This is a genomic window from Kineosporia corallincola, from assembly GCF_018499875.1.
In the GTDB taxonomy this organism is placed as follows: domain Bacteria; phylum Actinomycetota; class Actinomycetes; order Actinomycetales; family Kineosporiaceae; genus Kineosporia; species Kineosporia corallincola.
On the sequence record NZ_JAHBAY010000003.1, the window covers coordinates 257344 to 281543 of the forward strand.

Sequence of the window (24200 nt, forward strand, 5' to 3'; positions counted from 1 at the left end):
CGTGTAGCTCGGGGGCTCTACGCCTACGCCGAGTGGCGAATTCCCGCGAAAACTTTGCCAATGTGACTTGACGGAGTCAGTGACTCTCCGTGACTATCATCGGCATGGCATCTGATTACGCCAGGGCGCTCGGCGCCCGCCTGCGTGGGATCCGCACTCAGCAGGGGCTGTCCCTTCATGGGGTGGAAGAGAAGTCCGAAGGTCGCTGGAAGGCCGTCGTGGTCGGCTCGTACGAGCGGGGCGACCGAGCGGTGACGGTTCAGCGGCTCGCCGAGCTCGCCGATTTCTACGGCGTGCCGGTGCAGGCGCTGCTGCCTGACGCCGCTCCGACGGGGAGCAGCGAGCCCCCGCCGAAGCTGGTGCTCGACCTCGAGCGGCTCCAGTCCGTCCCGGCGGAGAAGGCGGGCCCGCTGGCCCGTTACGCGGCAACGATCCAGGGTCAGCGCGGTGACTACAACGGCAAGGTCCTCTCGATCCGGACCGATGACCTGCGCACTCTCGCGGTGATCTACGACGTGCCGCCGGCTGTTCTGGCCGAGCAGCTCATCACGTGGGGCGTTCTCAACGCGGACGCCCGTCGCGCGGTGGCTTCGGAGGACTGATCCCCCCAGGACTCCGTCCGGAGGGGGCGGAGTCCGTCCGCAGAGGACGCCGGGGCGGCCGGCGTCCTCGATCTACCTGATCCACCCTGATCGACCCTGATCCACCCTGGTCCCACACGCACCACCAGCAGGTCAGCACGACAGATCCGGCGCCATCAGTGATGTGGCGGTGCGAGCAGCCCCCGCGGGATCGGCCGAACCCGCAGGAGCGGCTGGCACCACCACATCACGTCGCCCGGCCACATCGCATCGCCCGGCCACATCACATCGCCCGGCACGGTCAGGCCGGCGCCCGGACGCGGCAGGCCCGCCCGCCCCGGTAGGCACCGGTTCGGGCGCCTACCTGACTCCGGCGCGGCCCCTGGTTGCCTGGACGGTCCCGCGACGTCCCCGTGCGCCCAGAACCGGCTGAGCGGCCCGCACGGCCGCCGTCCCGGTGCACGCCGCCCTCATCCGGCCGCGCTGCCCACGGGGCCGTTCCGGCGATCTCCGGCAGGCCGGCGCCTTCCCCGGGTTCTCCCCAGCAAAATGGTGGACGGCGATGACCGCGCGCGGTCATCGCCGTCCACCATTTTGGACTTCTTCACTGCGGCGAGGGGCCCCTACGAGGAGGCCTTCACCTCGAGCAGGCGGGCCAGCAGGCCGTTCACGAAGTTCGGCGAGTCGTCGGTGGACAGCGTGCGGGCCAGCTCCACCGCCTCGTCGATGGCGACGGCGTCGGGAACGTCGTCGTTGTACAGCAACTCCCACGTGCCCAGGCGCAGCACCGCCCGGTCGACGGCGGGCATCCGCTCGACGGTCCAGCCGTGCGAGTAGGTGGACAGCAGCTCGTCGATGCGCCCGGTCTTCGCGGTGACGCCCTCGACCAGTTCCACCGTGTAGGCGGGGAGCACCCGGTTGGGGTCCTTCTCGTCCTTCCGGCCGGCCAGGATCGTCAGCGGGTCGACCCCGCGGACGTCGGCCTCGAACAGGATGTCGAGGGCCCGCTTACGGGCTTTGCTCCGTGCACCCATTCCGCGGGCTCAGTTGACCCGGCCGAGGTAGTCACCCGTGCGGGTGTCGACCTTGACCTTGGTGTTGTTCTCGATGAACAGCGGGACCTGGATCTCGTGACCGGTCTCCAGGGTGGCGGGCTTGTTGCCGCCGGTGGAGCGGTCGCCCTGGAGGCCGGGCTCGGTGTAGGTGATCTCCAGGACCACCGAGGTCGGCAGCTCGATGTAGAGCGGCGTGCCGTCGTGCGTGGCCACCACGGCGTCCTGGTTCTCCAGCATGAAGTTGGCGGCGTCACCGACCACGGCGGGGGTGATGGTGAGCTGCTCGTAGGTCTCGCTGTCCATGAAGACGAAGTCTTCGCCGTCCTTGTACAGGTACTGCATGTCCCGCTTGTCGACGTTCGCGGTGTCGACCTTGGTGCCCGCGTTGAACGTCTTGTCGACGACCTTGCCGGACAGCACGTGCTTCAGCTTGGTGCGCACGAAGGCGGGGCCCTTGCCGGGCTTCACGTGCTGGAACTCGACGACGGACCAGAGCTGCCCGTCGAGGTTGAGCACCAGGCCGTTCTTCAGGTCGTTGGTCGATGCCACGTGTGGTTCTCTCTCGTCTGCATGCGGACGCGCGGGCTGATGGTGGGGCCCGCGCGATGGTCTAGGGGGTTCACCTGAGTCTAGCTGCTGCGTGAGGTCAGCTTCGCGCGGCGACGGCCCGCAGGGCCAGCAGGTAGCCCTCCCGGCCGAAGCCGGCGATGGTGCCGGTGGCGACGCCGCTGACCACGCTGGTGTGCCGGAACACCTCACGGGTGGCCGGATTGGACAGATGCACCTCGATCAGCACCAGCCCGGCCTTGGTGACCATCGCGCAGGCGTCGCGGACGGCGTACGAGTAGTGCGTGAAGGCAGCCGGGTTGAGGACGACGTGAGACCCGGCGTCCACGGCGCCGTGCACCCACCCGATCATCTCCGACTCGTCGTCGGTCTGCCGGACCTCGACCTCCAGCCCGAGCTCGGCCCCCTGCTCCTCGCAGGCCTTCGCCAGGTCGGCGAGGGTGTCGTGGCCGTAGACGTCGGGCTCCCGGACGCCGAGGCGGCCGAGGTTGGGACCGTTGAGGACGAGGACGGTGGTCATACGGGTGAGGCTACCGAGTGGCGCTGGGGCGTCGCGGTCATTCCTCGTCGTCCAGGGGGAATAGGCCGGTGTCGATGACGATCGGGAACGGCTGCTCGACGGTGAGGGATTCCCCGTAGGGAACCCGCACCGCCCGGGTGTACTCGTCGCCGCTCGGCTCGCTGAACAAGGTGACCGAGGGATCGTCTTCGTCCACGGGATCGATCAGGAGGTATTGCGCCACCCCGCCCTTGGCATAGGCGTGGTACTTGACCACCCGGTCATTGCGGACATTACTGGGCGAGGTGATTTCGGCGACGAGCAGCGTGTCTTCCGAGGAAATGTCCCCGGGCGGCAGTCCTCGCGCCACCACCATGAAATCCGGAACGAAAATGGCAGGCTGGGCCGCCACCCACATTCCTTTGGTCTGATGGACGCGATAACTCCGGTTCGAAGCTTCGACGAGTATTCGATTCAGCTCGTCCACGGTGCTGGAATGCTGTGGAGCAGCCGGCGGGCTCATCAGAACACCTTCCGGGGTCACCTGGGCAACCAGAAAGTTTTCCGGGACGTCCAGTTCGTTCCACATCCGCAGGACCCTTGCCCTCTGATCGGCGATCGTCTCAACCATCTGGAGTCCTCCTCTGCCCTGCCCCGGAACGGTGCGACGACAAGCGTAGCCGTGCAGGTGCCGGTGGCCGGTGGAAAGCGCCATGATGGAATCCCCCTTTCAGCACTCGTCGGGAAAAGGAAATGCGCCGGTGTCGATCAGCAGGGGAACCGGATCGAGCAGCGAGATCCGGCCGCCGAAAGGGACCCGTTCGGAATCCCGGTACCCGTCCCTCGCGGGATCGGTGAACAGGGTGCTGGTCGGGCCGCCCGGATCGTACGGGTCGATCAGGAGGTACTGCGGCACCCCGCCCCGCGCATAGGCCCGCCATTTCTTCGTGCGGTCGTTGGGCGCGGTCTCCGGCATGGTGATCTCGGCGACCACGTCGCACGCCCGCATCGGGGCGCCGGCACCCCTGCCCCGCAGGGCGGCCTGACGCAGCACGCACAGATCCGGGACGAAGAACCCCTCACCCGCCAGCACGGTTGCGAAACCGGTTTCAGCACAGCCGAATTCGTCACCCGGCTCTTCGGCGAAGCGCCTCGACACCTCTGAACAGATCTGGTCGTGCAGCACGCCGGCCACCGGGAAGATGCGGATCTCCTCCCGGGTCATCCGCGCGACGGACCAGCCCTCCGGCACGTTCAGCTGCTCCCACGCGTGCACCACGTACGGCCACGTCATCGCCACGGCGAACCCCCGTCTTCCGGTCGGCGAACATCACCCACCATACCGGATAATCACGAATAGCTCGCCATAAAACCAATCTCGCCGGGCGTCCCCAAAACACCGCCGCCCCCTGGCCGGAGCCAGGGGGCGGCGGTCGCCAGGACGCGGGCTACTCGCTGATCAGCCGGTACGCCTCTTCGAGCAGGGCCGGGTCGGGCCCCTCGAGACGGCCGGGAGCGGCCAGACCGTCGAGCACGACGAACCGCATCAGGTCGCCACGGTTCTTCTTGTCGCGGCCCATCGCCGAGATCAGGGCGGGCCAGCGGTCGCCGCGGTAGGTGCGGGGCAGACCGAGCTTCTCCAGCGCGGCGGCGTGCCGGGCGACCAGCTCCGGCGGGGTGCGGCCGGCCAGCTCACCGAGCCGGGCGACGTACATCATCCCGACCGCCACCGCCTCGCCGTGCCGCCAGGTGTACTGCTCGACCTGCTCCACGCCGTGCGCGAAAGTGTGCCCGTAGTTGAGGAACTCGCGCTCCCCCGACTCCTTCAGGTCGTTCGTCACGACCTTCGCCTTCACCGCGATCGCCCGCTCGACCAGCTCGCGCACCACGGCCGAGTCCCAGCTCGTGGCGGCGCCGGTGGTGTCGTTCTCGACCAGGTCGAGGATGACCGGGTCGGCGATGAAGCCACACTTCACCACCTCGGCCAGACCGGCGACGAGGTCGGCGTGCGGCAGCGTGCGCAGGGCGTCGAGGTCGCAGATCACCGCACGCGGCGGATGGAAGGCGCCCACCAGGTTCTTGCCCTCGGCGGTGTTGATGCCGGTCTTGCCGCCGACCGCGGCGTCGACCATGCCGAGCAGTGTGGTGGGCACCTGCACCACCGCGACCCCGCGCAGCCAGCTGGCCGCGACGAACCCGGCCAGGTCGGTGACCGCCCCACCGCCCAGCCCGACGACCGCGTCGGAGCGGGTGAAACCGGCCTGCCCGAGCAGGGCCCAGCACATGGTCAGGGTCTCGGCGGTCTTGGCGTTCTCGCCGTCGGGCACCTCGATCAGCAGCGGGCGCAGGCCGGCGTCGGTCAGCTGCTGGTTCACCGTGCGGCCCAGGGCGCGCAGCGTACGCGGGTGAATGACGGCCACCCGGGCCACCTTCGGGCCGAGGGCCTGGGGCAGGCCGGCCAGCACGCCCGGGCCGATCGTCACGTCGTAGCGGTCGGCCTGACCCTCCAGGCCCACGGCGATCTTCGTGGCCGTGTCACTCATGAGCGCCCTCCTGGACCAGACCCAGCGCGGCCAGCACCGCGTCGGTCACCTCGTCGGGGGTCAGCCCGTCGGTGGGGACCCGGTGGGTGGCGATCTGCGTGTAGATCGGCCGCCGGTGGTCCATCATGATCGTCCACTGCGCCCGTGGGTTCCCGAGCAGGAGCGGGCGGTCCCGGTTGAGCCCGACGCGCCGGGCGGCGTCGGTGATCCGGACATCGAGGAAGACGACGACGTGCCCGCGCAGCGCCTCCTGGGTGCGCGGGTCGAGCACCGCTCCCCCGCCCAGCGCCAAAACGCCGTCGTGCTCGGCCAGGGCCGTCAGCACCGCGGCGTGCTCCAGTTCGCGGAAGTGCGGCTCGCCGTCGTCGACGAAGATGTCGGCGATCGCCTTGCCGGTGCTCGCCACGATGTCGTCGTCGCTGTCGCGCACGGCCAGGCCCAGCCGCCCGGCCAGCGCGTGCGCGACGGTGGTCTTGCCGGCCCCGGGCGGGCCGACCAGCACCGCGACCGGGCGGGTCACGAGATCTCCGTGCGCATCAGCTCCGGGATGTTCTCCAGGTAGGTGCGCACGTTGCGGGCGGTCTCGGGAACGCTGTCGCCGCCGAACTTCTCGACCAGCGCCTCGGCCAGCACCAGCGCGACCATCGCCTCGGCCACCACACCGGCGGCGGGAACGGCACAGACGTCGGACCGCTGGTGGATGGCCACGGCCTTCTCGCCGGTGGCCACGTCGACCGTGTCGAGGGCGCGGGGCACCGTGGAGATCGGCTTCATCGCGGCCCGCACCCGCAGCACGTCACCGGTGGACATACCGCCCTCGGTGCCGCCGGCCCGGCCGGTGCGGCGGTGCAGCCGGCCGTCGCCGCCGCGCTCGATCTCGTCGTGGGCCACCGACCCGCGCCGGGCGGCGGTGCGGAACCCGTCACCGACCTCGACGCCCTTGATCGCCTGGATGCCCATCAGCGCGCCGGCCAGCCGGGCGTCGAGACGACGGTCCCAGTGCACGTGGCTGCCCAGGCCCGGCGGCAGGCCGTAGGCCAGCACCTCGACCACGCCGCCCAGGGTGTCGCCGGCCTTGTGGCACTCGTCGATCTCGGCCACCATCGCCGCGCTGGTGGGCGCGTGGAAGCTGCGCACCGGGTCGGCGTCGAGGGCCGCGACGTCGTCGGGGCCGGGCAGCGGCGCCTCGTCGGGCGTGCCGACCGGGCCGATGCCGACGGTGTGGCTGACCAGCCGGATGCCGGCCGCCTGCTCGAGGAAGCTCGCGGCGACCTGGCCGAGCGCGACCCGGGCCGCGGTCTCCCGGGCGGAGGCCCGCTCCAGCACCGGGCGGGCGTCGTCGAAGCCGTACTTCTGCATGCCGACCAGGTCGGCGTGGCCCGGGCGGGGACGGGTGAGCGGTGCGCTGCGGCCCTGGCCGTCGAGCGGCTTGTCGTTCGGGTCGTCGCTCACCTCGGTGACGAGCGGGTCGGCCGACATGACGTTTTCCCACTTCGGCCACTCGGTGTTGCCGATCTGCACCGCGAACGGCCCACCCTGGCTGACGCCGTGCCGCAGGCCGCCGGTGACCCGGACCTCGTCCAGCTCGAACTTCATCCGGGCGCCGCGGCCGTAGCCGAGCCGGCGCCGGGCCAGCGCGGCCTGGATCTCGGGGGTGGTGATCTTGACACCGGCCGGCAGCCCTTCCAGGACGCCGATCAGCAGGGGGCCATGGGACTCGCCCGCAGTGAGCCAACGAAGCATGGGCTGATCCTCCCACGACCGCGCCCTGCCTCCGGAGACGGGCGAGCCCGTGCCTTCCGGCGCGGTGGCGGGAGGGCACGGGCTTCCCGTCGTCCACCATTGGACCTGGGCGGGACGAGGGTTGGTTCAGCTGGTGCTCGCGGTGGTCTCACCCGCCTCCGGGGCGACCGTGGCGGTGCTGGACGAGGTGGCGGACGAGGTGGCCGTGGGGGTCGGTGTCACCTGGGTCCAGGTGCCACCGAGCGAGGCCTGCGCGGCCGCCGCGTCGGCCTGCACCTCGGCCAGGGTCGAGTCGTCGCTGAGAAGGACGAAGACGGTGCCGCTCAGGCTGAGGGCCCAGGTGTCGCTGTCCACCGTGGCGTCGGTCCCGGTGCTGGTTCCGGTGTCCGTCCCGGTGCTGGTTCCGGTGTCCGTCCCGGTGCCGGTCCCGGTGTCCGTCCCGGTGCCGGTGCCGGTCCCGGTGCCGTCGGTGCTGGTGGCCGTGGCGGTCGCCGTCGAGCCGGCCGACGAGGTGGTGGTCGAGGTGGCCGTCCCGGCGTCACTGCCCTCCCCGCCCTTCGAGCTGCCCGAGCCGGTGGTCGCGGTGGCCGCGGCCGACAGCGGGCCGGGCGTGTCGAGCGAGGCCCCGGAGAGCCCACCGGTGGCGTCCGAGTCCCCGCTCGGCGTCAGCGTGAACGCACTGATCAGGAACGATCGTGGCAGCTTGGTCTGGAGCTGCTTGAGGAAGGCCGACAGCTCCGGGTAGCTGCCGCTCAGCGCCAGAGCCATCGAGATCGACACCAGATCGCCCTCCGCGCCCAGACCGGTTGTCGTGCTGCCGGAGCTGGAGGTGCCCGTCACCACGGTCGCGGTGCCAGGCGCGATGCTGTTCAGGTCGACGCCGGTCGCCGTCGAGGCGTCCTGGAGCGCCGTCAGGTACTGCGGGATGTCGGCGTCGGGGGTCAGCTCGGCGGCGATCTCCTGGAGCTTCTCCTTCTGCTTCGGCAGGTCCTCCGCCTGGCTCTGCAACTGGGCCAGCTGGAGCTGGAGCGTCGAGGCCTGCTGGTCGGACGCCTCGGCCTGCTCCCGCAGTGCGGCGGCGTCGGCGCGGCGCGGGCTGATCAGCAGGTAGTACCCGCCGAGCAGCAGGACCAGGCACAGCACCGCCGTACCCAGCGACCAGCGGACGGTCCGGTTCGCGAACATGACAGGCAGGTCTTCCTTAGAACGGGCCGGATCCCGGCTACTTGTCGGCGGTTTCGTCGTCGGCGGAGTCGTCGTCGGTCTGGTAACGGCCCGAGAGTGCCTGTCCCCCGGCCACTCCGACGGTGGTGAACGTGGTCACCTGGCTCTCCGTCCGGGTCGCCGAGGTCAGCTTCGCCGACTGGAGTCCCGGGACGTCGTCGAAGGCGTCCATCCACTCGGCGACGCCCTTGTAGTCCTGCCCCTGACCGGCGATGGTGAGCGTGGCGGCACCGGCCGGGGTGAGCGGGTCGACGGCCGACGACCCGGCGGCGGCCAGGGTCATCTGCACACTGCTGAAATCCACGGTGGGGGGCCGGGCGTCGTCCAGTTCGTTCATGTACCGGTACCACGGCGCGTCCCCGATGAGGGCCTGCTTGCGCGCCGCCGTGGCCGCCTCGACCTGCGCGTAGATCTTCGGCACCTCGGAGTACTCGGTCTGCTGCTGTTGCAGCCGGGACACCCGGGCCTGCGCCGCGTCGGCCTGGGCCTGGGCGTCGTCCTTGCCGTTCTGCGCCCACACCGTGGCCACGCCGATCGCCCCGGCGACCACCAGCACGACCGCGGCCAGCACCAGCTGGGTGCGCTGGAACGAACGCCCCTCCAGCACCTCGATCGGCAGCAGGTTGACCTTCGGTACCGGCGCCCAGGACAGCGGTTTCGGCCCCGGCGTGACGACCGGTTGCACCTGGGTGGCGGTGGCGTCCTCGGTCATCAGATCGCCCCCAGCGCCAGCCCGACCGGCACCGCGGCGAGCGGCTTGATGAACTCGATCTGGTCGGCGTCCAGGCCGGTGCGGCCGAGCTTCAGCGGCCAGAGCGGGTCGCCGAGCACCACCGGCAGACGGGTGCCGGTGGCCAGCCGCTCGGCCAGGCCCTCCAGCCGGGAACCGCCGCCGGAGATGACGATCCGCTCGACCGGTGAGCCGGGCGAGGAGGCGGCGTAGTAGTCGAGGGAGTTGCGGATCTCGTCGACGAAGTCCTGGGCGGTGGTGGCGACGGTGCGCGACACCATCTCCAGCTCGTTGCCGACGGCCATTCGCGCGAAGTTCTGCTTCAGCCCCTCGGCGCGGTCGAGCGGCACACCGAGCTGCTCGGACACCGCGTCGGTCACGTCCTGCCCGCCCATCAGCAGGATCCGGACGAATCTCGGCACACCGGAGGAGTGCACGACGATGTTGGTGACCCGGGCGCCGACGTCGATGAGGGCCTCGGTGCCGACGGTCAGGTCGGTCTGCCGGCCCATCGCCCGCAGCACCGCGAACGAGGTCAGGTCGACGCTCTCCACGCGCAGCCCGGCCTTCTCGGCGCACTGCACGTTGCGCAGCACGGTCTCGCGCTGGGCGGCGACCAGCAGACCGCGCAGCTGGCGGGCGCCCTCGTCGCTGTTGACCTCCTCCAGCGGGTAGAAGTCCAGCACCGAGTCCTCGACCGAGATCGGCAGGAAGTCCGCGACGTGGAAGGCGAGGCTCTTGCGCAGCTCGCTCTGTTCCATCCAGGGCAGGTCCAGCTGGCGCACGATGACGCGCTGGTTGGCGACCCCGAGCACCACCTTCTTGGCGCCGAAGCGGGTTGCGGCCCAGAGGTTCTTGAGCGCCGCGGTGACCGCCTCGGCGTCCACCACCTCACCGTCGCGCACCGCACCGTCCGGCAGGACGACCTGACCGAACCGGTCCAGCGTCACCCCGTCGCGCCCGAACGACAGCTCGACGGCCCGGACGACCGAGGTCCCGATGTCCAGCCCGATGGCCGTTCGTCGTGCCATGCCTGCGGTCCCCTTCCCATGGGTGGTGTTGCCTGCGACGCGTCCGTTGCGTCCATCGCCCAAAAGCGTGATCGGGAAGAGTTGCGCGGGTCTTGAGCCGATGGGGGACGACGAAAAGACCGGCTGCCCTCAGCGCAGTCCGCTGAGCCGCAGGTACCAGTCCACCAGCGGGGACCCCCAGATCAGGCCCAGCCAGGCGCCGGCCAGCATGAACGGGCCGAACGGGATGGCGCTCTTGCGGGTGGCGCCGAAGAACAGCATGGCGACGATCCCGACGACGGCGCCGGTCAGGAAGGCCGCGAACGCCCCGACGGCCGTCTCCTCCCAGCCGTACCAGCCCAGGTACATGCCGAGGATCCCGCCGAGTTTGATGTCGCCCCAGCCCATCCCGCGGCTGTTGACGCGCCACAGCAGAAAGTAGAAGCCCCACAGCACGACGCCGCCGACGGCCGCCCCGATCGTCCGCCGGGGTTCGCCCTCGGCCAGCGCGACGACGGTCAGCAGAATCGCGGCGACCGGGTAGGAGGGGAAGGTGATCAGGTCGGGCAGCCGGTGCACCTGGTAGTCGATCACCGCCAGGGCGATGCTGATCGCCGCCAGGTAGAGCAGCGGCAGGATCTCCCAGGACCAGCCCTTCCAGGCCACGACCAGGGCGAAGGCCACCCCGGTCACGGCCTCCACCACCGGGTAGAGCAGGCTGATCCGCTCGTCGCAGCACCGCGAGCGCCCGCGCAGCAGCAGCCACGACAGCACGGGCACGTTGTCCCACCCGCTGATCGGCTCGCCGCAGGTGGGGCAGGCGCTGCGCGGGGTGACCACGCTGAGGTCCTGCGGCACGCGGACGATCACGACGTTCAGGAACGAGCCGACGAGCAGGCCGAAACCGGCTGCCACGACCACGAGCACGGTCAGGGGCAGGGGGTCGGAGGTCATCTGCCGACCGTACCCGGCGGGCAGGGTGTCCCAGGGCCCAACGGCGTCATCCGTCGCTGAGAGTCAGGACCTTGAAGGGCGAGTTGGTGGGGCTGAGGAAGTACGGCGGCTGGGTGTAGGTGAGACGGCCGTCGTAGACGTAGTTCTTGGTGTAGCCGGCGGGGGCGCTGGTTCCCACCGGGCCACGGAACTTCTGGGCGATGGCCCCGTTGACGGTCAGGGTGCCGAGCCAGGCCCCGGCACTCCAGTTCTGCACCACGAAGCTGTGCCGCAGGGCGAGAATGGCCGCCTGGATCGTGCTGACGTTCGCCGAGCTGTTCAGGTTGACGGGTAAGCCACTGCTCGACTTCACCGGGTGGTACACCCACACGCAGTTCCCGGCGATCAGCCCGATGACGTTGATGCCGGTGAGGGAGTCGACCGTCAGGTCCCCGACCACCACCACGTCGTCGGCGCCGGCGACCGTGACCTGGGTGCTGGCGTTGCCGGAGACGAACACCGTGCCCCGGCCGCAGGCGTAGTTCACGGTCTCGTAGCGGTACGTGCTGCGGTTGTAGACGACGGCGGTCTCCCAGGCGGTGGCCGAGTTACCGCTGTTGGTGTAGAGCTCGTTGGAGGCCGGGTAGCCGAGCGCGCCGAAGGTGCAGCTGGTCGCGGTGGAGTCGACGTAGATCACCGGGGGGATGTCGACGAGCTGCTCGACCTTCGGCGTCGAGGTGTTGTAGCAGCGGGACGGGGTGGTCGACATGGTCGTCGACGGGCTGAGCACCTTCATCTGGGTGCCCTGGAGCACGATCCGGGTGGCCCCGGCGTAGTAGCAGCCCTTGCCGACCTTCTTGTCCTCGTCGATGTTCGGGGCCACGTGCTTCAGCAGGTCGTTGTTGCTCGTCGGCAGGGCGAGCGTGTCCGCGTAGACCGGAGCCTTACCGGTCAGCGGTGCGCCCTGGGTGCCCCACCAGGTCTTCGTGCCTTCTGCCGCGCCCTTGGTCGCGGGCCAGCTGGTCTCGGTCTTGGAACTGGTGAAGGTCACCTGGCCGGTGATCCACAGGGCGTCGTTGGAGTGCAGCGGGCCGTTGACCACATCGTTGGCTCCCCACTGGATGTCGCTGCACCCGGTGCGGGGCCGGGCGGCCACGTTGCCGTTCGTGTAGTAGTAGTTGGCGCAGGCGCTGCCGTTGGTCTGCGCGTACAGATCCGGGTCGATGTTCTCGATGTCGCTCAGGTAGACGAAGTCCAGCAGGCCGGAACGGCTGAGCTCGGCGGTGAGCACCCGCTTCACGGTGGAGGAGTTGTTCGGTGGCCCGCTCATGCCGGTGACCCGGATGCGGATCTTGCCGGTCGTGGTGGTGTCGCTGGTGCTGCTGAGCACCTGGTACGAGTACCGGGCGGCGGTCGAGTTGCCGGCGTCGTCGGTGGTGCCCTGGATCGTGGTGCCGGCGGCGGTGAAGGCCGCGTTGGCCGAGTCGTCGTTGCCGAGCTTCCAGTAGTTGTCGTTGGTGTTCAGCCGCGAGAGGTACTCGTCCACCCCGGCCACCGCCGCCTGCTCGGCCGCCTTGGCGTCCTGCGAGCGCCGGGCCGGTGACATCGCGTTCAGCGTGTAGGCCAGGGCGGTCAGCATGAACAGGGTCAGCACGGCGATCGTCATCACCACGGCGACCAGGGCGAAACCCTGGTCGGCCCGGCGCTTCTCGCGATCCGTCCCGCGGTCGCGGCGGTGGCTGCGGTACATGGGCCTTCCGTTCAGCTGCTGGAGGTGGTGATGTTGCCCAGGGTCACCCGGTCGATCAGTGGCACCGACCCGGCCTGGGGCTGGGCCGGGTCCTGCGCCGTCACCGTGATCGCGACGCTGGCCACGTCCGGCAGGTCGGCGGTGGCCACCTGCCCGGTGCTGCCCGCCATCGAGGCGGTGGCCGAACCCGACCTGTAGTAGATGAAGACCGGTGCGGTGGTGGTCCGGGCCAGGCAGGTGGTGCGGGCCCTGGTGGTGGGCCACGACATCGCCTTGGTGGTGGCGTCGACCAGGGCCGTGGTGAGCGTCTGGTTCACGCACTTGCTGGTGGTGTCGTAGGAGTACCGGACCAGGGTCGGGTCGGGGGTGGCCGTCGAGGTGGCGGTGGTGCTGGTGGCGTCGCGGTAGATCAGCGCGTAGAACGACAGCTCACTGGTGTCGGCGACGGTGAAGGCGGCCGCCTCGTGCGCCGGTTTGAAGGCCACCCGCAGGGTGCGGGTCATCGCCTCCATGGTGATGCGGGCGTCCGCCGTGGTGGCCGTCTTCACGTTGAGGGTGGAGACACCACGGGTGCTGCTGATGAAGACCACCCCGATGGCGACCAGGAGCACCGAGGCGATGCCCATCGCCACCATCAGCTCGACCAGGGTGAGACCGCGGTCGTTCCGATGGTCGTCCGGGCACTGCTTCACGACGCGCCCCGGCATCAGACGCCCAGCCCGAGTGTCACCGAGGCCGTGCGGCTGGTGCTGCTCAGCGTGACCTGCTGCGCGACCGAGACGCCGGACGTGGTGATGCTCCAGGTTCCGTACGGCAGAAGCACTTTGGACCCGCCCGACACGCTGGTGGTGGTGTACGAGTCACCCCCGGGACAGGTGGTGGAGGAGGCCGGGGTGATCGTGATGGTCTTGCCGGACAGGTCGAGCAGCGCCTTGTTCTGCACCTTGACGGTGACGGCGCCCATCGGGATCGTCGCGCTGCCGGGGTTGACCGTGCGCACGTCGGTGGACACCTGGGAGACGTCGCTGCCGGTGCAGGAACCCGCCTTGACGGTGCTGTACACCGCCGGGAACAGATGCAGGATCTGCGTCGGGGGGCCGGTGGCCAGGCAGGCCGCGGAACTGGACGGGCAGGCCGCCACGGTGGTCTCGGACAGGTACGAGTTGCCGATCCGGATCGGGATACCGGTCGGCGTCACGGCACCGGTGACCGGGGAGTCGAAGGCGTAGGTGATGGCCCGCTCGGTGTCGTAGGACAGGGTGGCCCGGGCCAGTTTTCCGCCCGTGGTGCTGTCTGCCGTGATGCTCTGCGGAGTGGTCTGGGCGGCCTGTGCGTTCGCCGTCCCCACGTATCCGCTCTGGTTCGCCACGGTCCAGTAGGTGCCGTCGGACAGGCCGACGAACACCGCGCACCCGTCGTCGCCGGTCGTCACGGTCTGGGTGGTCGTGCCACCATTGAGGGTCAGGGCCACTCCGGCCGAGGGCTGCCCCTGGTAGTCACTGACCAGCACGGCCAGCGCATTCAGGCTGGAGTCGAGGGCACCTGCCCCGATGGCCCGCAGCACGTCGCCGGTGACCGGCTTGACCGATCCCATGTTCGGCCAGGTGATCGCGACCCGTACGAGTTTGTAGGCCAGCCGGTCACTGCTCTGGCCCTTGCAGGCGTTGCCGGGCTGGCTGGAGGTCAGGAAGTTGGCGTTCGTGGTGATCGTGTACACGATGTCGCCGACCTTCTGGGTGGTCACGCTCTTCCCGCTGGGGATCTCCAGGGCCGACTGGGCGCGGGCCTTCTCCAGAACCATGTCGACCAGGTCGGCGGCGGTGGTGCGGCGCAGGTTGGAGCCGGTGACCTGGGTGGCGCCGACGAAGATCCGCAGCGCTGCGGCCACCCCGACGGCGAAGACGGCCATCGCGATGACCACCTCCAGGAGTGTCATCCCCGCGGTCCGGTCCAGATCGCCCCGGTCGTGCCGGTGCCACCGACGTCGGCGGGTGAACAGCCGCACTGCGCCTCCCTCTTCTGGCGGTTCTGGGACGATCGGGAGCGGGCTGCCGGGATCGGGTGTCTCCGGTGGGGGACCGCCCGAGGGGCCGGCCGGGTCACCGGCCAGCCCCTCAAGTTCCCGGTCACCCGGATGCGCTCAGGGCGCGATGGCGCTGGTGCAGTTGCCGGACTCCAGGCCGTTCTGGGCCGAGTACTTGTAGACCTTCTGGCTGCCGCCGTCGTTGTAGAGCGCGACGCACCAGGCCGACGAGGTCCAGCCGGTGTTGGTCAGCGGGGTGGTGTTGGCGGAGGGCGCGGTGGAGATCGTGCCGTAGGTGCCGACCGTGAGCACACCACTGCTCTGCTTGCCCACGTCGGTGTATCCGGCAGAGGTGCCGATCTGGTAGCGGCCGCTGGTCACCTGGATGGTCGGAGCGGTGGTGCCGTCCACGAAGTAGGCCGACATCTCCTTGCCGAGTGCCGAGACATCTGACTTGACCGCGCTGTCCTGGGCCTTCTTGCGCTGGCTCAGGAAGACCGGGACGGCGATGGCGGCCAGGATGCCGATGATGATCATGACGACCAGGAGTTCGATGAGGGTGAAGCCCTCGTCCTTCTCCTTCATCGACCGGTGGATGCGAGCGAGCATCGAGTGCTCCTTCTGATCTGACTGTGCGGCTTCTCCTGAGTGCGCCGCCTGGCCGGTGGACCTGGCGCGACTCGATGACTCCCGTGCTATCGGCCCCCCGCGAGCCCACCTTGAGACGTCAGCTGATCAGGTTGAACACCGAGAAGATCGGCATGTAGAGGGCCACGATCATGGCGCCGATGATCGAGCCCAGCACGGCGATCATCAGCGGCTCGATGATGCTGGTCAGGGCCTCGGTGGTGGCCTCGACCTCCTGGTCGTAGAACTCCGAGATCTTGTGCAGCATGCTGTCCATCGCGCCGGTGTCCTCGCCCACGGCCAGCATCTGCACCACCATCGGCGGGAACACCTTGTGCTCGGCCAGCGGTCCGGCCAGCGATTTACCTTGCCGCACACTGTCTTCCACGGCCTTGGCGGCATCCCGGATGACCAGGTTGCCGGCCGCCTCGCCGACGATCTCGAGGCTGCGCAGGATCGGGACACCGGCGTGCAGCATGGTGCCGAGGTTGCGGGTGAAGCGGCTGATCGAGACCTTGCGGAACAGGTCACCGAAGATCGGCACCTTGAGCTTCAGCGGGTCGACGACGCGGCGCACCTGCTCCCGGTCCTTCACCCGGCTCCAGACGATGCTGCCCGGGATGCCGAGCACCAGCAGGATCGGCGCCGCGATCTTCATCGCCGACGACAGGAACACCAGGGCACGGGTCGGGGCGGGCAGGGTGCCGCCGAGGTCCGAGAACATCTTGCTGAAGACCGGGACGATGAACAGCAGCATGCCGACGACCGCGATGATGGCCATGACGAAGACCACGACGGGGTAGGTCATCGCGGACTTGATCTTGGCCCGCAGCTTGACCTCCGCCTCCATGTTCTCGGCGATCTGGAGCAGCACCTGGTCGAGGAAACCGCCGACCTCACCGGCCCGGCACATGTTGATCATCAGCGGCGGGAAGACACGCGCATGCTTGGCCATGGCCGACGACAGCGATCCCCCGCCCTCGACGTCCCCCCGGATCTCGTTGAGAACCTTGGCCAGGGGCGCACTCTCGGTCTGCTCGGCGAGGATGCTCAGGGCCTTCAGCAGCGAGAGGCCGGAGTCGATCATGGTGGCGAACTGGCGGCTCATGATCGCCAGGTCCTTCAGGTCGACCTTGTTGCTGCCCGGCAGCTTGATCTCCATGTTGAGGCCCTTGTTGGCCTCTTTCACCTGGAGCGGGGCGAACCCCATCTGCCGCAGCCGCTGGACCAGCACGTCCTCGCTGGGCGCGTCGAGCTTGCCGTTGACCAGCTTGCCCTGCTTGTCGCGGTAGGAGTACTCGAAGGTCTTCGTCGCGGTCGCCGTCGCCATCGCGCTGCGCCTCCCCTCAGCCGCGGCCGGTCAGGCGCTGGAAATCGTCGGCGTGGTGCGCCTTCTCCAGGGCCTGGGCCATCTGCACCTTGCCGGCCCGCACCAACTCGGCCAGGCACTGGTCCATCGTCTGCATGCCCGACTGGGCCCCGGCCTGCATCGCCGAGTAGATCTGGTGGGTCTTGCCCTCGCGGATCAGGTTGCGGATGGCGCCGGTCGCGAACATCACCTCGGTGGCCGCGACCCGGCCCTTGCCGTCGGCCGAGCGCACCAGGGTCTGGCAGACCACCCCCTGCAACGCGCCGGCCAGCTGCACGCGTACCTGCTGCTGCTGTTCCGGCGGGAAGACGTCGATCACCCGGTCCACGGTCTGGGCGGCGTCCTGGGTGTGCAGGGTGCCGAACACCAGGTGCCCGGTCTCGGCCGCGGTCAGCGCCACCGAGATGGTCTCCAGGTCGCGCAGCTCACCGACCAGGATGATGTCCGGGTCCTGACGCAGCACGCTCTTCAGCGCGTTCGCGAACGAGTGCGTGTCCTCCCCCACCTCCCGCTGGTTCACCAGACAGGCCTTGTTCGGGTGGATGAACTCGATCGGGTCCTCGACGGTCATGATGTGGTCGTGCCGGGTGCGGTTGGCCAGGTCGATCAGCGCCGCCAGGGTGGTCGACTTGCCCGAGCCGGTGGGACCGGTGACCAGCACCAGTCCCCGTGCCAGGCCGGCCATCGACGACACCTTCGGGTTGATGCCGAGCTGTTCCAGCGTCTTGATCTCGTAGGGGATCACCCGGAACACGGCGCCCATCGACTCCCGCTGCCGGTAGACGTTCACGCGGAACCGGGACGCCCCGGGCACCGCGTAGGCGAAGTCGAGTTCGAGCGTCTCCTCGTACCGCTCTCGCTGCTTCTGGGTGAGAACGGCGTACAGCGTCGACTGGATCGCCTGCGGCGTCAGCGCCGGGTGCTCCGGGATCGCGGCCAAGTGCCCCCGGATCCGGATCAGTGGCGGGGCGCCGTTCGACAGGTGCAGGTCGGAACCGCCTTGCTGAACCAGAAAAGCAAGGACGGCGTGGAGGTCGAAACCCATTTCCTCATGGCCCCGGGACTGCTGCTGGGGCGGCCCGGAGGGTGCTGTCTGGGGCCGCGCCTGCTGCGGGGGCTGAACCTGCTGCGCGGGTGTGGCGCGCTGTGGGGCCGTGGCGTGCCTGGCCGGCTGGGGCGCCGGCTGGGGCGCCGGCTGGAGCGGTTGCTGGGCGGCGGGGGCCAGTCCGGGAATCCCCTGCTGCTGCGCCGCCGGGGCCAGGCCCGGCGAAACCTGCTGCGGGGCGGGCTGAACCGCGGGACGTGGCTGGATCATCTGGCCCGGCTGGCCCGGCTGGCCCGGCTGACCCGGCTGACCCGGCTGACCCGGCTGACCCGGCTGCGGGGCGTAGCCGGGCTGAGCTGCCTGGGCCGGCTGGGCGCCGTGGCCGGGCTGCGCCAGGTGACCCGCCTGGGCGACGTGCCCCGGCTGAATCGCCTGGCCCGGCTGAACGGTGTGACCCGGCTGGGCCCGGTGCTGCGGCTGACCCACGGCACCCGGAGCACCCACGGCACCCGGAGCACCCGGCGGGCTGGCCGGCACCGGCCGGCCGATCTGTCCCGGCGTCCCCGGCTGCGTCGGGGGGACCAGGCCGGGCGTGGGCTGCGGCTGCGCCGGGGGCTGCGGTCGCGTGGTGGGCTGGTACTGCCCGGACGGCACCAGCCCCGGCGTCCCCGGCTGCGCCTGACCCGGCTGCGCCTGACCCGCCTGCACCTGACCCGACCCCGGCTGCCCGAGACCCGACTGCGCCAGTCCCGGCTGCACCCCGCCGGGCATCGGCTGCTGCTGGGCACCGGGTTGGGCGGCGTAGTGGCCCGGGGTTCCCGCCGTCGTCCCGGCACTGCTCTGGGGCTGGGCCGCGTACTGCGGAACCTGCTGCTGCACAGCGTGTTGCGGAGCATGCTGAGGGGGCGGGAGCAGGCCCGGGGTGACGGTCTGCGACGCCGGCCAGGCGGATGGCTGGGCAGAGGGCTGGGCCGGGCGCAGATCCCCGGCGGGTCGTTCGGCGCTGCTGTCCACCGGATCCTCCTCGGCCCCCGTGCTGGTGTCGTGCCGGGGCGGGATGAGACGGCCACGGTCACGTCCGGGGGCGCGCGGGGGCGCCACCGGTCCGTAGCCGTGTCGGCCGGAACGGCGGCGTACTTGAGGATCGGGGGATCAGCGCGCGGCGAGGGCCTTCTCGCCGGCCGTGCGCATGTCGTCGAGCGGGGCGTCCAGGCCCGTCATCAGCCGCACCTGCTCGGCCGCCTGGTGCAGCAGCATCTCGAACCCGCCAACCGCGGCACCGCCCGCCCGCGACCACAGCTGCGCGGCGTCGGTGGGCCACGGATGGTACGACACGTCGAGCATCGCCCCCGCCGGGACCCCGGTCAGGTGCGGCCGCAGCCCGGCCGCCCACTCCGAGGCGGCCTCGCCGGGCAGGGTGACGACGACCGCGTGGGCCCCCAGCACGGCGGCGTGCTCGTCGAGCGTCCCGACCCGCGCCCGCACGCCCATTCGCCGCGCCACCTCCAGCGGCAGGCCGGCCCGGGCGGCCGAACGGGCCAGCACGGTGATCCGCCCGCAGCCCAGCTCGGCCAGCGCGGCCACGGCCGAGGCCGCGGTGGCCCCGGCCCCGACCACACAGCCGGCAACCCCGCCACCTGCACCTTCAGCACTGTCAGAACCGGCCGGACCGGTCAGCCCGGTCAGCCCGGTCGAGCGCAGCGCCTGCACGATGCCGTACACGTCGGTGTTGGTGCCCACCGGCCGCCGGTCGGCGGTCCAGGTCACCGTGTTCACCGCCCCCACCGCCTCGGCGAGCGGGGTGACCTCGGCCAGCAGCGGGATCACCACGCGCTTCAGCGGCATGGTCAGCGACAGCCCGGACCAGTCCGGCCCCAGGTCGGTGAACCAGGGACCGAACGTGTCCTCGTCGAGCCGCACCGCGTCGTAGGTCCAGCCGGACAGCCCGAGCGCGTCGTAGGCGGCCCGGTGCAGCGCGGGTGACACCGAGTGCGCGATCGGGCTGCCGAGCACGGCCGCGCGATGCGCGCCCTGCGTCGTCCTCAATTCAGTTGCCCGGGTTCGCTTGCAGCCAGGCCTGGAACTCCTTGACGTACGTCTCGTGCTCCGCGGCGTTCTTGGCGAACTTGGTCTCACCGGTGTCCGGGTTGACGGTCACGAAGAACAGCCAGTCACCGGGGGTGGGCTTCAGTGCCGCCTCCAGCGCCGCCTTGCCCGGGTTGCTGATCGGCCCGCCCGGCAGCCCCGCGTACATGTAGGTGTTGTACGGGCTGTCGGTCTGCCGGTCCGCGGACGTGGTGGTGACGTTGAACTTGCCGGTGGCGTAGCTGACCGTGGAGTCGAGCTGGAGCTTCATGTCGATCTTCAGCCGGTTCGAGAGCACCCGGGACACCTTGCCCATGTACTTCTCGTTGCCCGCCTCGGCCTCGACGATGCTGGCCTTGATCACGGTCTCGCGCAGCTTGGACGCCGGGATGCCGAGTTCGTCGTAGGTCTTCGTGCCGTGCTCGACCATCTCCGAGAGCGCCTGCGTGGCGGTCACGTCGGGCTCGAACGAGTAGGTCGAGGGGAACAGGAACCCCTCGAGCTTGCCGTTGGCGGCCTTCGGCAGGCCGATGTCACCTGAGGTGGCGGCCTTGGCCAGGTCGGCGCGCTTGAGCTCGAGCTTGTCGGCGATCCGGGTGAGCGCGTCGGCCACCCGCATCCCCTCGGGGATGGTGACCTGGCGGGTGATCCGGTTGTCCGGGTCGGCCAGCAGGTCCAGCGCCCCGGCGCCGCTCATCTGCTTCTTCAGCGTGTAGGTGCCGGGCTGGATGCCGGCGGCCCGGCTGTCCTCGTTCGCGGCGTCGATGAAGGCGGAAGCCGTCTTGGTGACGCCGTTCTCGACCAGCACCTGGGCAATGGTGCGACCCGACGCGCCGTCGGGGACGGTCACCTTGACGGCTCCGCTGCCCGGTCCCGCATAGTCTTTCGGCTCGGTGAGCTTCGCGACCACCGGCGACAGCGCCAGATACGCACCGTAGACACCACCGGCGGCGATGATCAGCGACACCAGCAGGACAGTCGCGGTGCGACGGCGCCGGCTCTTCTTGCGTTTACGCATCTGCCGGTCGCGCCGGCGCCTGCTCGGTGATGGGCCGGAGAACCCACCAGGGAGCACGTCATGAAGCGACGACAAATCGCTCACGCCGCGGCCTCGCTCACGTCAGTGCCTCTCCATGGCCAGGATCCGGGCCATCCGGATCCGATTCCAGGACGACCGGTGCCCCCGGCGGCCGGCCGGAGGCACGTTCGCCGTCCAGCGCCGACTGAAGGATCACCACCGCCGCCGCCTGATCGACGACAGGACGGCGTTTTCGCCCTTTCACACCAGCCTCCCGCAGGCGCTGGTGTGCGGTCACGGTACTCAGCCGCTCGTCCACGAGGCGAACCGGGATCGGTGCCACGCGACGTGCGACCTCGACAGCGTACGCGCGCGCAAGGCCCGCCGCTGCCCCCTCGGCCCCGGAAAGTGACCGCGGAAGGCCCACGATTACCTCACACACCGACAGTTCGGTCACGAGGAGTGAAATACGTTCATAGTGGGATGTGCTGCCCTCGACCACCGCGACGGTCTCGAGGGGGGTGGCGAGGAACCCGGCAGCGTCCGAGCGGGAAAGTCCCACCCGGACGCTGCCGACGTCCACGCCCATCCGGACGCCCTGCCTCATCGCCTGACCGGTTTCAGCTACCGGCCCGCTCGGCGACGACGGCCTGGATCCGCTGGAGCGCCTCACCGATCTTCGACGCGTCCGCACCGCCGCCCTGGGCGACGTCGTCCTTGCCACCGCCGCCACCGCCGAGCACCTTGGCCGCCTCACGCACCAGCTCGCCGGCCTTGACGCCGCGTCCGCGGGCCTCGTCGTTGGTGGCGACCACCACGACCGGCCGGTCCTTGGCGACCGCCGCGACCACGACCACACCGGCACGCGAGGCCGCGATCCGGCCCCGCACGTCCAGGGCCAGAGCCCGGGCGTCCGCCGGGTCGGCCGTGCCCGCGTCGTGCGCCACCAGGGCCACGCCGTTCACGTCGGCGGCCGAGTCGACCAGGGACGACGCCGCGTTCAGCAGCGCCTGGCGACGGCCCTTCTCCAGCTCCTTCTCCGCCTCGCGCAGGCGGGCGACCAGGGCGCTGACCCGCTCGGGCAGCTCCTCCGGCCGCACCTTGAGCGCCTCGGTGAGCTGGCTGACCAGCGCCCGCTCCCGGCCCAGGAACCGCAGCGCGTCCAGGCCGACGTAGGCCTCGACCCGTCGGGTGCCCGAGCCGATCGACGACTCGCCGATCAGCGAGATCGCACCGACCTGCGAGCTGTGCTCGACGTGCGTGCCACCGCACAACTCCCGCGACCAGGCCCCGCCCATCTCGACGACGCGGACCTCCTCGTCATAGGTCTCGCCGAACAGCGCCAGCGCGCCGATCTCGCGGGCCTTGGAGATCGGCATGTAGGTGGCCGACACCGGGTAGTCGTAACGCAGCGCCAGGTTCGCGACCTGCTCCAGCTCGTCCTTGGTGGACGCGTCCAGCGCGGAGGTCCAGGCGAAGTCGAGACGCAGGTAGCCGGGCCGGTTGAACGAACCGCTCTGGAGCGCCGTCGGGCCGAGCACCTGGCGCAGCGCCGCGTGCACCACGTGGGTGCCGGAGTGTGCCTGGCAGGCGGACAGCCGCCACTCCCGGTCGACGCTGGCGAAGACGTCGGAGCCGGAACGGATCGTGCCCTCGGCCACCTCGACGGTGTGCACGATCAGGCCCTTGACCGGGCGCTGCACGTCGAGCACCTTCAGCCGCGCGCCGTCGGCGGTGATCTCGCCCTCGTCGGCGATCTGGCCACCGGACTCGGCGTAGAACGGGGTGCGCTCCAGCACGATCTGGACGGTCTGGCCCTTGTCCGCCGCCTCGACCCGCCGGCCGTCGACGATCAGGCCGCGCACGGTGGAGTCGGTGGACAGCTCGCGGTAGCCGGTGAACTCGGTGATGCCGGGCTCACGCAGCTCGCGGTACACGGTGGTGTCGGCGTGGCCGACCTTCTTCGCCTTGGCGTCGGCCTTGGCCCGGTTGCGCTGCTCGGCCATCAGCCGGCGGAAACCGTCGTGGTCGACGGTCAGGCCCTGTTCGCCCGCCATCTCCAGGGTCAGGTCGATCGGGAAGCCGTAGGTGTCGTGCAGCTGGAACGCCCGCTCACCGGACAAGGTCTTCTCGCCCGCCGACTTCGCGCTCGCCACGGCCGTGTCGAGGATCGTGGTGCCGGAGCTGAGCGTGCGGGTGAACGCCTGCTCCTCGGCCTGCGCGATCTGGCTGATCCGGGCGAAGTTCGTCTCCAGCTCGGGGTACGACACGGCCATCCGGTCCTTCGACACGGTGAGCAGGTCGATCATCGACGCGTCCTGCACGCCGAGCAGGCGCACCGAGCGGATGACCCGGCGCAGCAGACGGCGCAGCACGTAGCCACGCGCCTCGTTGGACGGCGTGACGCCGTCGCCGATCAGCATCAGGCCGGAGCGCACGTGGTCGGCGATCACGCGCATGCGCACGTCGTCTTCGTGCTTGGCGCCGTAGCGCTTGCCGGTGATCTCCTCGACCCGCGCGATGACCGGGAAGACCTCGTCGATCTCGTACAGGTTGTCGACGCCCTGGAGCAGGCTGGCCATGCGCTCCAGGCCCATGCCGGTGTCGATGTTGCGGGAGGGCAGCGGGCCCTCGACGTCGAAGTCCACCTTGGTGCGGACCTGGCTCAGCGTCTCCTGCATGAAGACGAGGTTCCAGATCTCCAGGTAGCGGTCCTCGTCGGCCTCCGGGCCGCCGTCCGGGCCGTACTCGGCGCCCCGGTCGAAGTAGATCTCGCTGCACGGGCCGCCCGGGCCGGGAACGCCCATGTGCCAGTAGTTGTCGGCCAGACCGCGCTGCACGATGCGCTCGTCGGGCAGGTCGGCGATGCGCTTCCAGAGCTGCCGCGACTCGTCGTCGCCCTGAAGAACGGTGACCCACAGCCGGGACTCGTCCAGGCCGTAGCCGCCGTCGGACTGGTCCCGGGTGATCAGCTCCCAGGCCAGCTCGATCGCCTTCTCCTTGAAGTAGTCACCGAAGGAGAAGTTGCCGTTCATCTGGAAGAACGTGCCGTGCCGGCTGGTCTTGCCGACCTCGTCGATGTCAAGGGTGCGGATGCACTTCTGGACGCTGGTGGCGCGCTCGTACGGCGGCGTCTCCTGCCCCAGCATGTAGGGCTTGAAGGGGACCATGCCGGCGTTGACGAACAGCAGGGTCGGGTCGTCGTACAGCAGCGGAGCACTCGGCACGACCGTGTGCCCACGAGTCGAGAAGTACCGCAGCCAGCGGCGGCGGATCTCTGCCGTCTCCATGGATCTGACCTTTCGCGTCACAGTGCGATTCGCATCGCGTTCCGGGCTCTTACCAGGCGCCACCCACGGTGCCCGAGGGGCGCCGTGGGTGGCCAGGGGTTTTCCCGG

At 70.2% G+C, this 24200-nt stretch carries 23 protein-coding genes; 1 reads left to right on the top strand and 22 read right to left on the bottom strand.

Annotated elements, in window-relative coordinates:
- The first annotated feature begins 104 nt into the window (after positions 1–104).
- The gene (bldD, locus tag KIH74_RS08370; RefSeq protein ID WP_214155234.1) at positions 105–602 is read left to right on the top strand and encodes a transcriptional regulator BldD; all 498 of its coding nucleotides are present in this window, start codon (positions 105–107) and stop codon (positions 600–602) included.
- A gap of 602 nt (positions 603–1204) precedes the next feature.
- Here the strand turns inward: bldD and nusB are convergent.
- The 22 genes from nusB to alaS form a co-directional block, all read right to left on the bottom strand.
- Positions 1205–1615 carry a transcription antitermination factor NusB gene (gene nusB / locus KIH74_RS08375; protein WP_214155235.1) on the bottom strand — a complete coding sequence of 137 codons (411 nt, stop codon included), beginning with the start codon at positions 1613–1615 and terminating at the stop codon, positions 1205–1207.
- Positions 1616–1624: 9 nt separating this feature from the next.
- Entirely contained in the window at positions 1625–2185 is a 561-nt protein-coding gene (gene efp, locus KIH74_RS08380) for an elongation factor P (RefSeq protein ID WP_214155236.1), read from the bottom strand.
- A 97-nt stretch (positions 2186–2282) separates the two neighbouring features.
- Positions 2283–2723 (bottom strand): type II 3-dehydroquinate dehydratase, encoded by a 441-nt coding sequence (locus KIH74_RS08385; protein WP_214155237.1) that lies wholly within the window; start codon positions 2721–2723, stop codon positions 2283–2285.
- 37 nt (positions 2724–2760) lie between these two features.
- A complete protein-coding gene (locus KIH74_RS08390; RefSeq protein ID WP_214155238.1) occupies positions 2761–3417 on the bottom strand; it encodes a Uma2 family endonuclease in 657 nt (218 codons plus the stop codon).
- A gap of 15 nt (positions 3418–3432) precedes the next feature.
- Positions 3433–3996: a Uma2 family endonuclease gene (locus KIH74_RS08395; protein WP_214155239.1), complete on the bottom strand. Its 564-nt coding sequence runs from the start codon at positions 3994–3996 to the stop codon at positions 3433–3435.
- A gap of 154 nt (positions 3997–4150) precedes the next feature.
- The gene (gene aroB / locus KIH74_RS08400; RefSeq protein ID WP_214155240.1) at positions 4151–5245 is read right to left on the bottom strand and encodes a 3-dehydroquinate synthase; all 1095 of its coding nucleotides are present in this window, start codon (positions 5243–5245) and stop codon (positions 4151–4153) included.
- Positions 5238–5765 carry a shikimate kinase gene (locus KIH74_RS08405; protein ID WP_214155241.1) on the bottom strand — a complete coding sequence of 176 codons (528 nt, stop codon included), beginning with the start codon at positions 5763–5765 and terminating at the stop codon, positions 5238–5240. The genes aroB and KIH74_RS08405 overlap by 8 nt, the downstream gene beginning before the upstream one ends.
- Positions 5762–6988 carry a chorismate synthase gene (aroC, locus tag KIH74_RS08410; protein WP_214155242.1) on the bottom strand — a complete coding sequence of 409 codons (1227 nt, stop codon included), beginning with the start codon at positions 6986–6988 and terminating at the stop codon, positions 5762–5764. Before aroC ends, KIH74_RS08405 begins: the two co-directional genes overlap by 4 nt.
- A 126-nt stretch (positions 6989–7114) precedes the next feature.
- Positions 7115–8173: a hypothetical protein gene (locus KIH74_RS08415; RefSeq protein ID WP_214155243.1), complete on the bottom strand. Its 1059-nt coding sequence runs from the start codon at positions 8171–8173 to the stop codon at positions 7115–7117.
- Between the two features lie 37 nt (positions 8174–8210).
- Positions 8211–8924, bottom strand: a complete 714-nt coding sequence (locus KIH74_RS08420; RefSeq protein ID WP_214155244.1) for a PilN domain-containing protein — start codon at positions 8922–8924, stop codon at positions 8211–8213.
- On the bottom strand, positions 8924–9973 hold the full coding sequence (pilM, locus tag KIH74_RS08425; protein WP_214155245.1) for a type IV pilus assembly protein PilM: 1050 nt from the start codon (positions 9971–9973) through the stop codon (positions 8924–8926). Before pilM ends, KIH74_RS08420 begins: the two co-directional genes overlap by 1 nt.
- A 129-nt stretch (positions 9974–10102) precedes the next feature.
- Complete coding sequence (locus KIH74_RS08430; protein ID WP_214155246.1) at positions 10103–10906, bottom strand: prepilin peptidase; 804 nt, start codon at positions 10904–10906, stop codon at positions 10103–10105.
- Between the two features lie 46 nt (positions 10907–10952).
- Positions 10953–12635 carry a hypothetical protein gene (locus tag KIH74_RS08435; protein WP_214155247.1) on the bottom strand — a complete coding sequence of 561 codons (1683 nt, stop codon included), beginning with the start codon at positions 12633–12635 and terminating at the stop codon, positions 10953–10955.
- 11 nt (positions 12636–12646) lie between these two features.
- Positions 12647–13342: a PulJ/GspJ family protein gene (locus KIH74_RS08440; protein WP_214155248.1), complete on the bottom strand. Its 696-nt coding sequence runs from the start codon at positions 13340–13342 to the stop codon at positions 12647–12649.
- Positions 13342–14640: a prepilin-type N-terminal cleavage/methylation domain-containing protein gene (locus tag KIH74_RS08445; protein WP_372492015.1), complete on the bottom strand. Its 1299-nt coding sequence runs from the start codon at positions 14638–14640 to the stop codon at positions 13342–13344. The genes KIH74_RS08440 and KIH74_RS08445 overlap by 1 nt, the downstream gene beginning before the upstream one ends.
- A gap of 135 nt (positions 14641–14775) precedes the next feature.
- Complete coding sequence (locus KIH74_RS08450) at positions 14776–15267, bottom strand: type II secretion system protein (protein ID WP_214155250.1); 492 nt, start codon at positions 15265–15267, stop codon at positions 14776–14778.
- 118 nt (positions 15268–15385) lie between these two features.
- The gene (locus KIH74_RS08455) at positions 15386–16615 is read right to left on the bottom strand and encodes a type II secretion system F family protein (RefSeq protein ID WP_214155251.1); all 1230 of its coding nucleotides are present in this window, start codon (positions 16613–16615) and stop codon (positions 15386–15388) included.
- 16 nt (positions 16616–16631) lie between these two features.
- Positions 16632–18713, bottom strand: a complete 2082-nt coding sequence (locus KIH74_RS38450; protein ID WP_308113659.1) for a PilT/PilU family type 4a pilus ATPase — start codon at positions 18711–18713, stop codon at positions 16632–16634.
- Between the two features lie 138 nt (positions 18714–18851).
- On the bottom strand, positions 18852–19745 hold the full coding sequence (locus KIH74_RS08465) for a shikimate dehydrogenase (protein ID WP_214155252.1): 894 nt from the start codon (positions 19743–19745) through the stop codon (positions 18852–18854).
- A 1-nt stretch (position 19746) separates the two neighbouring features.
- Positions 19747–20802 carry an endolytic transglycosylase MltG gene (gene mltG / locus KIH74_RS08470; RefSeq protein WP_214155253.1) on the bottom strand — a complete coding sequence of 352 codons (1056 nt, stop codon included), beginning with the start codon at positions 20800–20802 and terminating at the stop codon, positions 19747–19749.
- Positions 20803–20899: 97 nt separating this feature from the next.
- Positions 20900–21391, bottom strand: a complete 492-nt coding sequence (ruvX, locus tag KIH74_RS08475) for a Holliday junction resolvase RuvX (protein ID WP_214155254.1) — start codon at positions 21389–21391, stop codon at positions 20900–20902.
- Between the two features lie 31 nt (positions 21392–21422).
- Positions 21423–24092, bottom strand: a complete 2670-nt coding sequence (gene alaS, locus KIH74_RS08480) for an alanine--tRNA ligase (RefSeq protein ID WP_214155255.1) — start codon at positions 24090–24092, stop codon at positions 21423–21425.
- Positions 24093–24200 lie beyond the last annotated feature (108 nt).

Bases quoted from the DNA above. Each gene is read 5' to 3' on its own strand.
- bldD (WP_214155234.1), top strand. From the start codon at position 105: ATGGCATCTGATTACGCCAGGGCGCTCGGCGCCCGCCTGCGTGGGATC.
- aroB (WP_214155240.1), bottom strand. From the start codon at position 5,245: ATGAGTGACACGGCCACGAAGATCGCCGTGGGCCTGGAGGGTCAGGCC.
- alaS (WP_214155255.1), bottom strand. From the start codon at position 24,092: ATGGAGACGGCAGAGATCCGCCGCCGCTGGCTGCGGTACTTCTCGACT.
- pilM (WP_214155245.1), bottom strand. From the start codon at position 9,973: ATGGCACGACGAACGGCCATCGGGCTGGACATCGGGACCTCGGTCGTC.
- nusB (WP_214155235.1), bottom strand. From the start codon at position 1,615: ATGGGTGCACGGAGCAAAGCCCGTAAGCGGGCCCTCGACATCCTGTTC.
- KIH74_RS08455 (WP_214155251.1), bottom strand. From the start codon at position 16,615: ATGGCGACGGCGACCGCGACGAAGACCTTCGAGTACTCCTACCGCGAC.
- KIH74_RS08390 (WP_214155238.1), bottom strand. From the start codon at position 3,417: ATGGCGCTTTCCACCGGCCACCGGCACCTGCACGGCTACGCTTGTCGT.
- KIH74_RS08395 (WP_214155239.1), bottom strand. From the start codon at position 3,996: ATGACGTGGCCGTACGTGGTGCACGCGTGGGAGCAGCTGAACGTGCCG.
- KIH74_RS08430 (WP_214155246.1), bottom strand. From the start codon at position 10,906: ATGACCTCCGACCCCCTGCCCCTGACCGTGCTCGTGGTCGTGGCAGCC.
- KIH74_RS08440 (WP_214155248.1), bottom strand. From the start codon at position 13,342: ATGCCGGGGCGCGTCGTGAAGCAGTGCCCGGACGACCATCGGAACGAC.
- KIH74_RS08385 (WP_214155237.1), bottom strand. From the start codon at position 2,723: ATGACCACCGTCCTCGTCCTCAACGGTCCCAACCTCGGCCGCCTCGGC.
- KIH74_RS08420 (WP_214155244.1), bottom strand. From the start codon at position 8,924: ATGACCGAGGACGCCACCGCCACCCAGGTGCAACCGGTCGTCACGCCG.
- KIH74_RS08415 (WP_214155243.1), bottom strand. From the start codon at position 8,173: ATGTTCGCGAACCGGACCGTCCGCTGGTCGCTGGGTACGGCGGTGCTG.
- KIH74_RS08450 (WP_214155250.1), bottom strand. From the start codon at position 15,267: ATGCTCGCTCGCATCCACCGGTCGATGAAGGAGAAGGACGAGGGCTTC.
- ruvX (WP_214155254.1), bottom strand. From the start codon at position 21,391: ATGGGCGTGGACGTCGGCAGCGTCCGGGTGGGACTTTCCCGCTCGGAC.
- aroC (WP_214155242.1), bottom strand. From the start codon at position 6,988: ATGCTTCGTTGGCTCACTGCGGGCGAGTCCCATGGCCCCCTGCTGATC.
- KIH74_RS08435 (WP_214155247.1), bottom strand. From the start codon at position 12,635: ATGTACCGCAGCCACCGCCGCGACCGCGGGACGGATCGCGAGAAGCGC.
- mltG (WP_214155253.1), bottom strand. From the start codon at position 20,802: ATGCGTAAACGCAAGAAGAGCCGGCGCCGTCGCACCGCGACTGTCCTG.